Genomic DNA, 14,012 nt, shown 5'->3' on the forward strand with positions numbered 1-14,012 from the left:
GGCGCGCCCCCCGCCGCCGCCGACATCGGCACCGGCGGCGGCAGCGCCGCCCGCCCCGCGCCCGCGCCGCCCTCCCGCATCCAGGCCAGCTGCGGGGACGGCAAGAGCAGCGCCTTCCCCATCGGCGCCCGCATCCGCGGCGGCCCGGCCGTCTACCGGGCCGGCGCCGAGCCGCAGACCTGGCTGCTGGACCTGACCAACAGCACGGGCGGCGTGTGCACCTCCATCCATCCCGTCGTCGTGTTCACGGACACCGCCCGGGCCCTGCGCCCCGCCCACCTGCGGATGGAGTTCGACGCGCCCGGCGGCACCCACCCCGTCAGCCTGGAGCGCAGCGACCGCGACGAGACCATCGCCGTCTTCGACGGCGGCGGCGACGCGTTCGCCGGCTTCTCCGTCCCGGCGGGCGGCACCACGACCGTCAAGGTGCGGCTCGCCTTCGCCGCCGACGCCCCCCACGGAGATGTCCTCGCCGACGCCGCCCTGGTCCAGCGCAAGGGCGAGCACGGCGACGACGGCGACTGGGTCGGCGAGGCCGGCGGGTACCGCTTCTCGGTGCGGGGGCCGCAGGACGAGGACCCCGTCGAGGCCGGCTCCCTCGCCCACACCGGCCCCCGGGAGTGGATCTACGGTGCCGGGGCCGTCGCCGCGGTCCTCGCCGGAGCCGGACTCCTGCTCGGCGCCCGCCGTCTGCGCTCCCCCCGTGAACCCCGCCGTCTGCGCGCGCCCCACGGGACGCCCGCCACCCACGTGCCGACCGCAGCCCCCGAATCCAGGGAACGCCGGGACCGCTGAGCAGCCCAGCCCCCCCCCACGCGCCGATCTCCGTACACCTGCCCCACGTACAGTCCGACCGTGGAAGAACAGACCCCGTCCCCGGCCCACCGCCCCGGCTCGCCCGTCCGCTCCGGCATCCCCGAGCACGGCCGCGTCCCCAAGTACTACGCCGTCAAGGCCCAGGTCGCCGACCTGCTCGACGAGCTCGGCGAAGGCGGGGCGCTCCCCACCGAACGCGATCTCGCCGAGCGCTACGAGGTGTCCCGGGAAACGGTCCGCCAGGCCCTGCGCGAGCTGCTGCTGGAGGGCCGGCTCCGCCGTTCCGGGCGTGGCACCGTGGTCGCCGGCCCCAAGCTGGAGCAGCCCCTCTCGCTCGCCAGCTACACCGAGGGCGTGCGCCGCCAGGGCCGCCGCCCCGGCCGCCGCCTGATCGGCCTGGAGCGCTTCCCCTGCCCGCCCGAACTCGCCCGCGGGATCGGTGCCGAGGCCGGCGAGCCCGTCTGGCACCTGGAGCGCGTGCTGCTCGCCGACGACGAGCGCGTCGGGCTGGAGAGCACGTACGTACGGGTCGCGCGCGCGCCCCGCCTCGACGTCGATTTCCAGCCGGACTCCTCCTTCTACGGATACCTCCACGACCGCCTCGGCATCGCCTTCGGGGACGCCGACGAGAAGCTGGAGACGGTGCTCGCCACCCCCCGCGAGGCCCTGCTCATCGGCACCCCGCCCGCGCTTCCGATGCTGCTCATCCACCGCTTCTCGCGGGACCGGGACGGGCGTCCGCTGGAGCGGGTGCGTTCGCTCTACCGTGGTGACCGGTTCAGCTTCACGACCCGCCTGCGGCCCGAATAGCCCCCGGGGAACCATCCCAATCTCCCTAAAAAGGACCTATCCAGATCACGAAACAATAACGGGTCTAGTCCAAGCGTCGAGGGCTGTTCACCGGCCCGTCGCCGGACCGACCTCCCCGGGACACGGGCCCCCACCACCTTGGTCGACGTGAGAGTCATAGTCGTCGGAGGCGGCGTGGTCGGCACCATGCACGCCTGGCAAGCAGTCCAACGCGGCCACGAGGTCGTCCAGATCGAGCGCGAGGCCGAGGCTCGCGGCGCGTCACTACGCAATTTCGGCCAGATCTGGGTCAGCGGCCGGGCCGGGGGCGAGGAGCTCGACACCGCCCTGCGGGCCCGCGAGCTCTGGGAGCGGATCGGCGCGGAGGTGCCCGGCCTGGGCTTCCGCGCCATCGGCTCCCTCACCCCCGTCCGGGGCGCCCGTGAACACGCCGTCGCCGAGGCGGCCGTGGCCCGCCCCGACGCCGGCGCACGCGGCTACCGGCTCGTCACCGCCGCCGAGGCCCGGGAGATCAACCCGGCCCTGCGCGGCGACTTCGAGGCCGCCCTGTGGTGCGAGCGCGACGCGGCCGTCGAACCGCGCACCGCCCAGCTCCACCTGCGCGACGCCCTGCGCGCCTCCGGCCGCTACACCTTCCTCCCCGGACGCGAGGTCCGTGAGGTGACCGGCCCCGGTGCCGTCCGCGACGACCACGGCGACGTCCACCACGGCGACGCCGTCGTCCTCGCCACCGGCGCCTGGCTGTCCGGCCTGGTCCGCGAACTCGCCCCCGACCTGCCCGTACGCCGCGTCCGCCTCCAGATGATGCAGACCGCCCCGCTCGGCGAGCGGCTCACCACCTCCGTCGCGGACGCCGACAGCTTCCGCTACTACCCGGCCTACGCGTCCCCCGCCCTCGACGCCCTCAACGCCGAACAGCAACAGGCGCCGGTCGCCGCCGCGCACAAGATGCAACTGCTCATGGTCCAGCGCCTGGACGGCGGACTGACCATCGGCGACACCCACGAGTACGAGCACCCGTTCGCGTTCGACACCCTCGAAGACCCCTACGAGCACCTCACCGGGGTGGCCGAAGCCTTCCTGGGCCGCCCGCTGCCGAGGATCAGGCACCGCTGGGCAGGCGTGTACGCGCAGTGCACCGACACCGGCCGCGTCGTCCACCGCCAGCAGGTGGGCGACGGCGTCTGGCTGGTGACCGGACCCGGCGGACGCGGCATGACCTGCTCGCCCGCCATAGCCGAGACCACCGCGAACGAACTGGGCTGGTGAACACCATGACCGACCGCACCCACGCCAAGAACCTGATCGTCCTCGACATGGCCGGCACCACCGTCGCCGACGGCGGCCTCGTCGAGCGCGCCTTCGAGCACGCCGCGGGCCACCTCGGCGTCGAGCCCGACAGCCCCGACCACGCCGCCAAGCTCCGGTACGTACGCGACACCATGGGCGAGTCGAAGATCTCCGTCTTCCGCCACCTCTTCGGTACGGAGGAGCTCGCCCGGCGCGCCAACTCCGCCTTCGAGCAGGCCTACGGAGAACTCGTCGACGGCGGTCTCGTCACCCCGCTCCCCGGCGCCCGCGAGACCATCGAGAAGCTCCGCGCCGACGGCCGCACCGTCGTCCTGACCACCGGCTTCGCCCGCGTCACCCAGGACGCCATCCTCGACGCCGTCGGCTGGCGGGACCTCGCCGACCTCACCCTCTGCCCCGCCGACGCGGGCGGCCGCGGCCGCCCCTACCCGGACATGGTGCTGACCGCCTTCCTGCGCACCGGCGCCGTGGCCGACGTACGCCACACGGTCGTCGCCGGGGACACGGCCTACGACGTGCTCAGCGGCAACCGCGCCGGAGCGGGCATCGTGGCCGGCGTCCTCACCGGCGCCCACGACCGCGCCGCGCTGACCGGGGCCGGCGCCACCCACGTCCTCGCCAGCATCGCCGAACTGCCCGCCCTGCTCGCGCCGCTCGACGCGGAGCCGGTGTGAGCGGCATCCGCTTCGACTCCGTCTCGGTCGCCTACGACGGCACCACCGTCCTGGAATCCCTCGACCTGACCGTCGAACCCGGCGAGGTCATGGCCCTGCTGGGCCCCTCCGGCTCCGGCAAGACCACGGCGCTGCGCGCGGTCGCCGGCTTCGTGCGGCCCGTCTCCGGGCGGGTCCTGATCGGCGGCCGGGACGTCACCGCCCTGCCGCCGCACAAGCGCGGCATCGGCATGGTCGTCCAGCAGTACGCGCTCTTCCCGCACATGCGGGTCGAGGACAACGTGGCCTTCGGCCTGCGGGCCCAGAAGGCCCCCAGGGCGGAGATCTCCGCCCGGGTCGCCGAAGCCCTGGAGATGACCGGGATGGGCGCCTACGCCAAGCGCTACCCCCGGGAACTCTCCGGCGGGCAGCAGCAGCGCGTGGCCATCGCCCGCGCCCTCGCCATCCGCCCCGGGGTCCTCCTCCTGGACGAGCCGCTCTCGGCCCTCGACGCCCAGCTGCGCTCCGGGATGCTGGCGGAACTGGCCCGGCTGCACCGCGAACTGCCCGAGGTGTCCATCCTCTACGTCACCCACGACCAGGTCGAGGCGCTCACCCTGGCCGACCGGATCGCCGTCATGGACCGGGCCCGGCTCCAGGACTGCGGCACCCCGCAGCAGCTGTACCGCGCGCCGCGCACCGAGTTCACGGCGGCCTTCGTCGGCAACGCGAACCTGCTCCCGGTGACGGTGGCCGACGGCGGCGCGGTCTTCGCGGGCCGCCCGCTGGCCCTCGACCCGGGCCGCGCCGCGCCGGGTTCCACGGCCACCCTGTGCGTACGTCCGCACCTGCTCGGGCTCGGCGAGGGGCCGAACGCCCTGCGCGGCACGATCGCCGAGGTGCAGTGGCGGGGCTCGACGCACCGGCTCTACGTCGACGTGGACGGCCACTGCGTCAAGGCGGACCTCCCCGAGCTGCGGGAGACCCCGGCCCTGGGCGACGAGGTGACCCTGCACTTCGAACCCCGCGACGGGGTGCTCCTGGCGGCGGGGGTCTGCGATGCCTGACGCCTCGCGGCGAGCCACCGCCCCCACCCCGGCCCCGACCGGGCAGCCCGCCCCCGCCGGGCAGTCGGCCCCGCGGCCCGCCCCGGCTGTGCAGCCCGCCCCGGCTGTGCGGCCCGCCCCGGCTGTGCGGCCCGTCCTCGCCGGGCAGTCGGCCCCCGCCGGGCAGTCAGACGCGGTCCCGCAGTCCGGTTCCGCAGGGGGCTCCGTCCCGGCCCCGCGGCCCGGTCCCGGCCGCCGGGCGGCTCCGTACGCCCGTGAGACCCCCGACCCCCGCAGTGCCCCGCACGCGACCGCGGAACCGGCACCGCGGGTGCCCCGGGAAGCGACCCGGCAGCGGATCGGGCGCGCCGCCTGGGCGCTGCCCCCCGTGGCCGTGCTCGCGTTGGTGTTCCTCTACCCCCTCGCGCTGGTCGTGCGGCAGTCCTTCACCCCCGAGAACGGCGGCGGCGCCTTCGACGCGTACGCCTCCGTCTTCGCCTCCGCATCGTTTCGCGAAGCGCTCGGCACCACCGTCTGGCTGGCCGTCGGCGCCACCGCCGGCTGCCTCCTGCTCGGCTTCACGCTCGCCCTGATCATCGCCTTCGTGCCCTTCCCCGGAGCCAAGGCCGTCGCCAAGTTCATCGACGTCTTCCTCTCCTTCCCCTCCTTCCTCATCACCCTCGCCCTCCTCTTCATCTACGGAACGGTCGGCATGGCCAACGGGGTCTGGACCGACCTCCTCGGCGTCGCCGACGGCCCCTTCCACTTCCTCAGCACCCCCTGGGGCGTCCTGCTCGCGGAGATCACGTACTTCACGCCCTTCGTGATGCGCCCGCTGCTCGCCGCCTTCTCGCAGCTGGACACCGCACAGCTGGAGGTGGCCGCCGGCCTCGGCGCCCGCCCCGCCCGGATCGTCCGGCAGGTGATCCTCCCCGAGTCGCTCCCCGCCCTCGCGGCGGGCGGCAGCCTCGTCCTCGTCATGTGCCTCAACGAGTTCGGGATCGTCCTGTTCACCGGAGCCAAGGACGTCACGACCCTCCCGATGCTCATCTACGGCAAGGCGATCCTCGAATCCGACTACGCGGCCGCCTGCGTCGTCGCCGTCGTCAACATCGCGATCTCCGTCGGCCTGTTCGGCCTCTACCGGGTGGTGGGCAAGCGTGCTGGTGCATAGCAAGGGCGGCCGCTGGGCCGCGTGGGGCCTGTTCGGCCTCCTCTTCCTGCCCCTCTTCGCCCTGCCCCTCCTCGTGGTGGTGGCAGCCTCCTTCGCCACCCACTGGTCCGGCGCCTTCCCCTCCGGCCCGACCACCGCGAACTACGCGTCCGCCGTCCGGGGCGAATCCCTCCAGGCCCTCACCACCTCCCTGGTCACCGCGGTGACCGCCAGCCTGCTCGCGCTCACCGTCGGCACCTGGGCCGCGCTGGCCGCCGCCGGGCTGAAGAAGCGCGGGAAGCGCTGCCTGGACGCCCTGTTCATGCTGCCGGTCGCCGTGCCCTCCGTGGTGGTCGGCCTCGCCGTGCTCGTCGCCTTCAGCAGGCCGCCGGTGCTCCTCAACGGCACCGGCTCCATCGTCATCCTGGCGCACACGATCCTTGTCACGGCGTTCGCCTACCAGTCGGTTTCGTCCGCCATCGTTCGTCTCGACCCCGCGTACGAACAGGCAGCGGCCTCCCTCGGGGCCCGCCCCGCCCACGTGCTGTGGCGGGTCAGGCTCCCGCTCCTGCTGCCCTCCCTCACCGCGGCCGCCGGGCTCTGCTTCGCCCTCTCCATGGGCGAGCTGAGCGCCACGATGATGCTCTACCCCCCGGACTGGATGCCCCTCCCGGTCCGCGTGTTCACCGCCACCGACCGCGGCTCGCTCTTCGGTGGTTCCGCCGTGGCCGTGGTGCTGATGGCGACCACCCTCCTGGTGCTGCTGGCCGTCTCCCGCGTCCGCACCAGGGCCTCCTACCGCTGATCCCCGCCCCGCCCCCGCCGACTCCCTTTCCCCGTAAGGAAGTTCCATGCCCAGCAAGCTCCTGCTCCGCGTCACCRCCTCCATCACGGGCAGCCTCGCCCTCGCCGTGTCCCTCACCGCCTGCGGCGGCGCCGCGACCGCCGGCTCCAAGGGCGGCGAGAAGGTCGTCACCGTCTACAGCGCCGACGGGCTCAAGAGCGACAAGGGCGACGGCTGGTACGACAAGGTCTTCGCCGAGTTCACCAAGAAGACCGGCATCGAGGTCAAGTACGTCGAGGGCGGATCCGGCGAGATGGTGCAGCGCGCCGTCCGCGAGAAGACCAACACCCAGGCCGACGTGCTGGTCACCCTGCCCCCCTTCATCCAGCAGGCCGACGGCAAGGGCCTCCTCCAGGCGTACGAGCCGCAGGGCTCCGACAAGGTCAACGGCGGGGACAAATCCGCCGACGGCAAGTGGACCTCCGTCGTCAACAACTACTTCGGGTTCGTCTACAACAAGAAGGAACTGACCGCGGCCCCCAAGGCCTGGGAGGAGCTGCTGGACGGCACCTACAAGGGCAAGCTCCAGTACTCCACCCCGGGTGTCGCGGGCGACGGCACGGCCGTGCTGATCAAGGCCATGCACGACTTCGGCGGCAAGGAGCCGGCGATGGAGTACCTCAAGAAGCTCCAGGCCAACAACGTCGGCCCGTCCTCCTCCACCAGCAAGCTCGCGCCCAAGACCGACAAGGGCGAGCTGCTCGTCGCCAACGGCGACGTCCAGATGAACTTCGCGCAGTCCAAGGCCATGCCGAACCTCGGCATCTGGTTCCCCGCCAAGGACGGAGGCAAGCCCACCACCTTCGCCCTCCCGTACGCGGCCGGCCTGGTCGACAAGGCCCCGCACACCGAGAACGGCAAGAAGCTCCTCGACTACCTGCTCTCCGGGGACGCCCAGAAGCTGGTCAGCGAGGTCGGCGGAGGCTTCCCGGCCCGTACGGACGTCAAGCCGACCGACGCCAACGCCGTCGAACTCACCAAGATCATGGGCGGGGTCGAGGTCTTCGAGCCGGACTGGGCCGACATCGACAAGAACCTCACCGGCTACGTCGACGCGTGGAAGTCGGCGACCGGCAGCTGACCCGACACCTCCCGGTCACCCACGACCGGAAGAGTGACGAGCACATAACGGGTCTGGACCGAAGGTGCCCACGAGGCCCCTCGGCCCGGACCCTCCGCGCGCCCGCCCCTCCGCACCACCGAGCGGCCCCGCACCACGCCCGCGCTGCACCGCCCGGCACCCCTTGCACCACCTGGCACCCCCGCACCGCGCTGCACGCCCGCGCTGCACCACCCTGCACCTCTGCACCACCCGGCACCCCTGCACCACCCGGCACCCCTTGCACCACCTGGCACCCCCGCACCGCGCTGCACGCCCGCGCTGCACCACCCTGCACCTCTGCACCACCCGGCACCCCTGCACCACCCGGCCCCGCCGCGCCGCACCACCACACCTCCGCACAGCGCCACRCTCCGCGCCCCCGTCTGCCCACTTGCTCCTGGAGGAGTACGTGTCCCCTGCCCTGTCCGGACGGACCCTCGCCGTGGCCGCCGCCGCCACGGCCCTGCTCGCCACCGCCCTCGGCGCCACCACCGCCCTCGCCGCCCCCCAGCCCCCGGCCACCCCCAAGGCCGCGGCCGAGGCCGCTGCCGCCGCCGCCCCCAAGGCCGCCGCCACCACCGACAAGGTGCTCGTGATCGGCATCGACGGCACGGTCCTCGACCGCGTCAAGGCCGCCAACGCCCCCAACCTGCAAGGGCTGATGGCCCAGGGCCTCACCGCCCGCAGCACCCTCTACGCGAGCCCGATGGCCGCCACCTCCTCCGGCCCCGGCTGGTCCACCATCGCCACCGGCGTCTGGCCCGACAAGCACGGCGTCAAGGACAACTCCTTCACCGGCAAGAACTACGGCGCCTACCCGGACTTCCTGACCCGCATCGAGAACGCCAAGCCGGCGCTCAACACCTACGCCGCCGCCGACTGGGAGCCCCTCACCTCCACCGACCAGAACGGCCCGGTCTTCTCCGCCAAGGTCGACAAGCGCCTCAGCCTCAAGGGCGACCGCGACGGCTACGGCAGCGAGGACCCGAAGATCGCCGCCGCTGCCGCCGCCGAGCTCCAGAACCAGAACCCGGACGCCGCCTTCGTCTACCTCGGCGAGATCGACCACGCGGGCCACGCCTCCGGCGCCGCCAGCCAGGAGTACCTGAACGCCATCGGCCGCGTGGACACCCTGGTCGGCAAGCTCCTCACCGCCGTCCAGAACCGCCCGACCTACGCCCAGGAGAACTGGAAGGTCCTGGTCACCACCGACCACGGCCACACCGACGCGGGCGGCCACGGCGGCTCCACCCTCCAGGAACGCGGCACCTTCGTCATCGCCAAGGGTGCGGGCATCCCCGCCGGTTCGGTCCGCACCGACGTCAAGCTCGTCGACGTCGCCGCCACCGCGCTCGCCCAGGTCGGGGTCAGCGCCGCCGGCACCGACGGCATCCCGCTGACCAGCCCCGGCAGCGACCCCTTCGACACCCTGCGCCCGGGCCTCCAGGCCCGCGTGGACGAGACCGGCATCCCGGCCGCCACCAAGGGCTTCACGCACACCCCGCCCGCGGGCTGGTCGGTCGACAACTCCAGGATGGGCACCGGCGGCGTCACCGAGTGGGCCGGATGGGCCTTCGCCACCGACGAGTTCTGGAGCCAGTCGCAGCGGGACCAGTGGCGCGAGCTGAACGTCCGCTCCCGTGACGTCTTCGCCGTCGCCGACTCCGACGAGTGGGACGACAAGAGCCACACCGGCACCTTCGACTCCACCCTCGTCACCCCCAAGTGGGCGGTCACCGGCGGCACCACGCGCACCCTCGCCTTCCAGACGCACTACCGTCACGAGGCCGGCCAGACCGCGCAGGTCCTGGTCTCCTACAACGGCGGCGCCGCGACCGTCGTGAAGAACTACACCGCCGACGCCGTGGCCAAGGGCGAGTCCATCGCCCTCCAGGTCCCGGCCGGCGCCACCGACGTCCAGGTCCGCTTCCGCTACAGCGGCACCAACAACTGGTTCTGGACCGTCGACGACGTCACCCTGGGCTGACCCGCCGGGCCCGCACCGCGGGACGGCCGTCCGGGCCGTGGACGCCCTCCGCGTCCACGGCCCCCGGCCGCTAGGGTGGTACAGACCAGAGGCCCCCGAGGTCAGAGGCCCCGCAGAGCGGAGAACAGTCCCGTGGCAGAGCGCAAGCCGATCGAATCCTGGCTCACCGACATGGACGGGGTCCTCATCCACGAGGGCACCCCGATCCCCGGCGCGGATGCCTTCATCAAGCGGCTGCGCGAGTCGGGCAAGCCCTTCCTGGTGCTGACCAACAACTCCATCTACACCCCGCGCGACCTCCAGGCCCGGCTGAGCCGCATGGGTCTGGACGTGCCCGTCGAGAACATCTGGACCTCGGCGCTGGCCACCGCCAAGTTCCTCGACGACCAGCGGCCGGGCGGTACGGCGTACGTCATCGGCGAGGCGGGCCTGACCACCGCGCTGCACGACATCGGCTACATCCTCACCGACCACGAGCCCGACTACGTGGTCCTCGGCGAGACCCGCACGTACAGCTTCGAGGCCATGACCAAGGCCGTGCGGCTGATCAACGCCGGCGCCCGCTTCATCTGCACCAACCCCGACGAGACCGGTCCCTCCACCGAGGGCCCGCTCCCGGCCACGGGTGCGGTCGCCGCGCTGATCACCAAGGCGACCGGCAAGAAGCCGTACTTCGCGGGCAAGCCCAACCCGCTGATGATGCGCACGGGCCTGAACGCCATCGGCGCGCACTCCGAGAGCAGCGCGATGATCGGCGACCGGATGGACACCGACGTCCTGGCCGGGCTGGAGGCGGGCATGCAGACCTTCCTCGTGCTGACCGGCCTGACCTCGGTCGAGGACACCGAGAAGTTCCCGTACCGCCCGACGAAGACGGTGGACTCCATCGCCGACCTGGTGGACCTGGTCTAGGGCCGTCGCGCCGGGCCGTCGCGCGGTCCGTTGGTGCGAACGGCTGACACATACGGGCCAAGAGGGCGCCGCTCCGGATGCGGAGCGGCGCGTCGCGCGTGAATCTCCTTGTCGAGGAGGTTCACCATGCGCAGTTCTCTGATCGCACTCCGTGTCGCCGGGGTGGCCGTCGCCCTGACGGCAAGCACCGCCGTGACCGTCCCAGCCGCGCTCGCGAACGAGGGGGACCGCGGCGGCGTCTCGGCGGACCCGAATCCGGCCGAACCGGGGGCGCAGGTCAAGATCCGCGTCCGTGGCTGTGACGGCGACCGGGCGATCGCCCTCTCCCCGGTCTTCGTCTCCGAGGCCCACCTGACGTCCGGCCGCGACGAACGCCGCACCCTCTACGGCGAGACGTTGATCAGCCCCCACGCGCGGCCCGGCTGGCACGAGATCAAGGTGAAGTGCGCGGGCCGCGACGGCCGCGACGGCGACGGCCGCGACGGCGGTCGTGACGGCGGCCGCGACGACGGTCTGCGCGGCTCCATCGAGATCCGCGAGCGCGACCACCGCCCCGAACCCCACCACTCGCCGGTCTGGCCCGTCCACGCGGGCGGCGGCGGGATGGCCGCCCAGGTGGCCGAGACCACCCGGCTCGCCGCGGCAGCCAAGAAGAGCCACGGCGGGGACGGGCCCGGACTGTCGCAGACCGTGATCGGCGCCGTGCTGGCCGCGGCCGCCAGCCTGGCGGTCGCCGGGCGGGCGCTGACCCTGCGCCGCCGCCGCAACGGCGAATGAGCGAGGCCAAGGCCTCCCCGGGGGGGCGGCTGCTGACCTTCGCCGCCTGGTCGGTGCTGGTCCTCGTGCTGTGGATGTGGGGCAAGGAGATCACCGGCGTCCCGCCCACCGCCGCGCCCGGCGGGGCCGGCGGGCCCGTCGGGCCGGGCCTGCCCGCCCCGCGGGTACCGCTCTCGGCGGCGATGCCCGCGCGGATCGACGTACCGTCCATGGGCGTCCAGGCCCCGGTGATCGCGCGGGGCCTGGACGCCGACGGGGCGGTCGAGCCGCCGCCGTACGAGCTCCCCGGAACGGTCGGCTGGTGGGGCGCGGGCCCCGCGCCCGGGGCGGCCGGGACCGCGCTGATGGTGGGACACGTGGACACCCGGTCCAAGCCCGCCGTGTTCTTCGGCCTGAGCACCCTCCGGCCGGGGGAGAAGATCCGCGTGGCCCGGGCGGACGGCACGATCGCGGAGTTCACCGTGGAGGACGTACGGGTCTACGAGCGCGCGGGCTTCGACCCGCACAAGGCGTACGGGCCGCGGGTCAAGGGCCGCGCCGAACTGCGCCTGGTCACCTGCGGCGGCACCTACGACAAGACGGCCCGGCAGTACTCGGCGAACGTGGTGGTCTCCGCCTACCTGACGGGCGCCGGAACCAAACCGACCGCACCCGCCTAGCGCCCGGACCGGACCGGACCGGGCCGTGCCCGGCACGGGCACCGACGCAAACGAAGAAGTCCCCCGCAGCTTTCGCTGCGGGGGACTTCTCCTTGTCTGTGCGCCGCCAGGGACTCGAACCCCGGACCCGCTGATTAAGAGTCAGCTGCTCTAACCAACTGAGCTAGCGGCGCTTGGTGACAGGCAAAACTCTACCCCACCTGCGGAGGTGCTCGTGACCAGCCGCGCCCGCGTTGTCCGATTAACCCATGTTTGGGGGGTTTATCGTGCACGATATGTCTGGGCCGAGCCGTATCTGACGTCCCGCCAGATACGTGTGCGGTCGACCACTGGACGACTAGGGGAGCGGACGGAACCGCATGACGATGCAGCCTCCGGTGCATGTGCCGATGCCGACGGCGATGCCGGCGCCGGCGTTCGAGGAGTACGAGCCCGCGGGCGACTGCGTGTGCCTGGGGTGCGCGCAGCGGCGCCGCGCCCTCGCGCGCGGCCGGGCCATAGGGCGGCGCGACGGCGGCCACCCCGCCGTCCGCGGAGCCCGCCGGGCGCTGGTGCTGGCCACCGCCGCCGGCGTGGTCCTCGGCGTTGGCGGATCGGCCGCGCCGGCCGTGGCCAAGCCGGCGCCCGGCCCCCGGCCGGTGGCGCGGGACGGGTCGGACACCCCGCAGGGCGGCAGGGCCCCGCTGCACGGACGTCCCGCGGCCGGACACCCCGCCGGCCGGCCCGGCGCTCCCGCTCTCGTGCGGCGCATCGACCGCACGACGATCATCAACCGGGCGAAGCTGTGGCTGGAGGCCAAGGTCCCCTACAGCATGTCCGAGTACTGGACGGACGGCTACCGGCAGGACTGCTCGGGCTACGTCTCCATGGCCTGGAACCTGGGTACGAACGAGTGGACCGGCAGCCTCGACACCTTCGCCACCCGGATCACGAAGGAGGAGCTGCTGCCGGGGGACATGCTGCTCTTCCACAACCCGGCGGACCCGAACAAGGGCTCGCACGTGGTCCTCTTCGGAGGCTGGGTCGACGAGACGCGCACGCACTACGTCGCCTACGAGCAGACCCCCCCGACGACGCGGAAGCAGCCCACGCCGTACGGGTACTGGAACAACTCCGAGAAGTACCTCCCGTACCGGTTCAACGGCGTTACCGGCGGCGTCGGCCCGGAGGAGCCCGCGCCCGCCCCGAACCAGCCCGGCACGACCGCCTTTCCGGGCGCCGCGAAGTTCGGGCCCGGGGCCGACAACCCGTCCGTGGCCGAACTCGGCAAGATGCTGATCGGGCGCGGCGCCCTGCGCTTCTACCCCAAGGGCGCCCACACCAAGTGGAGCGATGCCGACCGGCTGGCCACCCAGGCCTTCCAGCAGGCGCAGGGCTGGACGGGCGCCGACGCCGACGGCATCCCGGGCGAGCACACCTGGCGGCTGCTGGTGCAGCGCCAGGGCAAGGACATCCCGCCCACGCGGGCCGGCAGTCCGGGTCCGGCCGGGGTGCCCGCGTACCCGGGGGCCGCGTACTTCCGGCCGGGGCAGTCCCATGCGGCGGTCACCGCCCTGGGCCGCCGGCTGAGGGAGAAGGGCTTCGGCAAGTACTACACGTCCGGCCCCGGGCCCCGCTGGAGCGAGGCCGACCGCCGCAGCGTCGAGGCCTTCCAGCGCGCCCAGGGCTGGCGCGGCGCCTCGGCCAACGGCTACCCGGGCCCGGAAACCTGGCGCCGGCTGTTCGCATGACGGAGGCAACGATGTACCCCACGCGCACCACGTTCACGACGGGCACCTTCCACCCCTCGTCGCGCCGCCCCACGCCCGTGGCCGCCACCCACCGGACCTGGGGCTCGACCCCGGCCGTGGAGCCGCAGCGCGCGGTCGGCGCCGAGCCGACGGYAGGCCCGCGGCCCGCGGCGCCGGCGCCCCCGACCGCCCCCGAGCCGCCCCTCCGGCCG

Annotated in this window: 13 protein-coding genes, 1 tRNA gene and 1 pseudogene; 14 read left to right on the plus strand and 1 reads right to left on the minus strand. The window is 73.4% G+C overall.

Annotated features, from left to right (window positions below):
* From AB4039_RS38605 to AB4039_RS38660, 12 genes are all read left to right on the plus strand, one after another.
* On the plus strand, window positions 1–795 hold a 795-nt coding region (locus tag AB4039_RS38605; RefSeq protein WP_442272951.1), incomplete at its 5' end, for a hypothetical protein.
* Between the two features lie 60 nt (window positions 796–855).
* The gene (locus AB4039_RS38610) at window positions 856–1,626 is read left to right on the plus strand and encodes a GntR family transcriptional regulator (protein ID WP_266839230.1); all 771 of its coding nucleotides are present in this window, start codon (window positions 856–858) and stop codon (window positions 1,624–1,626) included.
* Between the two features lie 147 nt (window positions 1,627–1,773).
* Complete coding sequence (locus tag AB4039_RS38615; RefSeq protein ID WP_442272952.1) at window positions 1,774–2,895, plus strand: TIGR03364 family FAD-dependent oxidoreductase; 1,122 nt, start codon at window positions 1,774–1,776, stop codon at window positions 2,893–2,895.
* Between the two features lie 5 nt (window positions 2,896–2,900).
* Window positions 2,901–3,611: a phosphonatase-like hydrolase gene (locus AB4039_RS38620; protein WP_442272953.1), complete on the plus strand. Its 711-nt coding sequence runs from the start codon at window positions 2,901–2,903 to the stop codon at window positions 3,609–3,611.
* Window positions 3,608–4,657 carry an ABC transporter ATP-binding protein gene (locus AB4039_RS38625; RefSeq protein WP_442272954.1) on the plus strand — a complete coding sequence of 350 codons (1,050 nt, stop codon included), beginning with the start codon at window positions 3,608–3,610 and terminating at the stop codon, window positions 4,655–4,657. The genes AB4039_RS38620 and AB4039_RS38625 overlap by 4 nt, the downstream gene beginning before the upstream one ends.
* 310 nt (window positions 4,658–4,967) lie before the next feature.
* Entirely contained in the window at window positions 4,968–5,810 is an 843-nt protein-coding gene (locus AB4039_RS38630; protein WP_442272955.1) for a 2-aminoethylphosphonate ABC transporter permease subunit, read from the plus strand.
* Window positions 5,797–6,594 (plus strand): ABC transporter permease subunit, encoded by a 798-nt coding sequence (locus AB4039_RS38635; RefSeq protein WP_266839223.1) that lies wholly within the window; start codon window positions 5,797–5,799, stop codon window positions 6,592–6,594. Before AB4039_RS38630 ends, AB4039_RS38635 begins: the two co-directional genes overlap by 14 nt.
* A gap of 46 nt (window positions 6,595–6,640) precedes the next feature.
* A complete protein-coding gene (locus AB4039_RS38640; protein WP_442272956.1) occupies window positions 6,641–7,714 on the plus strand; it encodes a 2-aminoethylphosphonate ABC transporter substrate-binding protein in 1,074 nt (357 codons plus the stop codon).
* Between the two features lie 430 nt (window positions 7,715–8,144).
* Window positions 8,145–9,722 (plus strand): alkaline phosphatase family protein, encoded by a 1,578-nt coding sequence (locus AB4039_RS38645; protein WP_442272957.1) that lies wholly within the window; start codon window positions 8,145–8,147, stop codon window positions 9,720–9,722.
* A 132-nt stretch (window positions 9,723–9,854) separates the two neighbouring features.
* Window positions 9,855–10,634, plus strand: a complete 780-nt coding sequence (locus AB4039_RS38650; RefSeq protein WP_266839219.1) for an HAD-IIA family hydrolase — start codon at window positions 9,855–9,857, stop codon at window positions 10,632–10,634.
* A gap of 126 nt (window positions 10,635–10,760) precedes the next feature.
* On the plus strand, window positions 10,761–11,411 hold the full coding sequence (locus AB4039_RS38655; protein ID WP_266839218.1) for a hypothetical protein: 651 nt from the start codon (window positions 10,761–10,763) through the stop codon (window positions 11,409–11,411).
* Entirely contained in the window at window positions 11,408–12,070 is a 663-nt protein-coding gene (locus tag AB4039_RS38660; protein ID WP_266839217.1) for a class F sortase, read from the plus strand. Before AB4039_RS38655 ends, AB4039_RS38660 begins: the two co-directional genes overlap by 4 nt.
* A gap of 99 nt (window positions 12,071–12,169) precedes the next feature.
* On the opposite strand, the gene AB4039_RS38665 is transcribed toward AB4039_RS38660, so the two are convergent.
* A tRNA-Lys gene (locus AB4039_RS38665) sits at window positions 12,170–12,243 on the minus strand.
* A 228-nt stretch (window positions 12,244–12,471) separates the two neighbouring features.
* Here AB4039_RS38665 and AB4039_RS38670 point away from each other — a divergent pair.
* Window positions 12,472–13,800, plus strand: coding sequence for a peptidoglycan-binding protein (locus AB4039_RS38670; protein WP_266841645.1), 1,329 nt, complete (start codon window positions 12,472–12,474; stop codon window positions 13,798–13,800).
* An 11-nt stretch (window positions 13,801–13,811) separates the two neighbouring features.
* A pseudogene (locus tag AB4039_RS38675) lies at window positions 13,812–14,012 on the plus strand (hypothetical protein); the annotation flags it as partial.

Source organism: Streptomyces sp. M-16 (assembly GCF_052114405.1).
Taxonomy (GTDB): Bacteria; Actinomycetota; Actinomycetes; order Streptomycetales; family Streptomycetaceae; genus Streptomyces.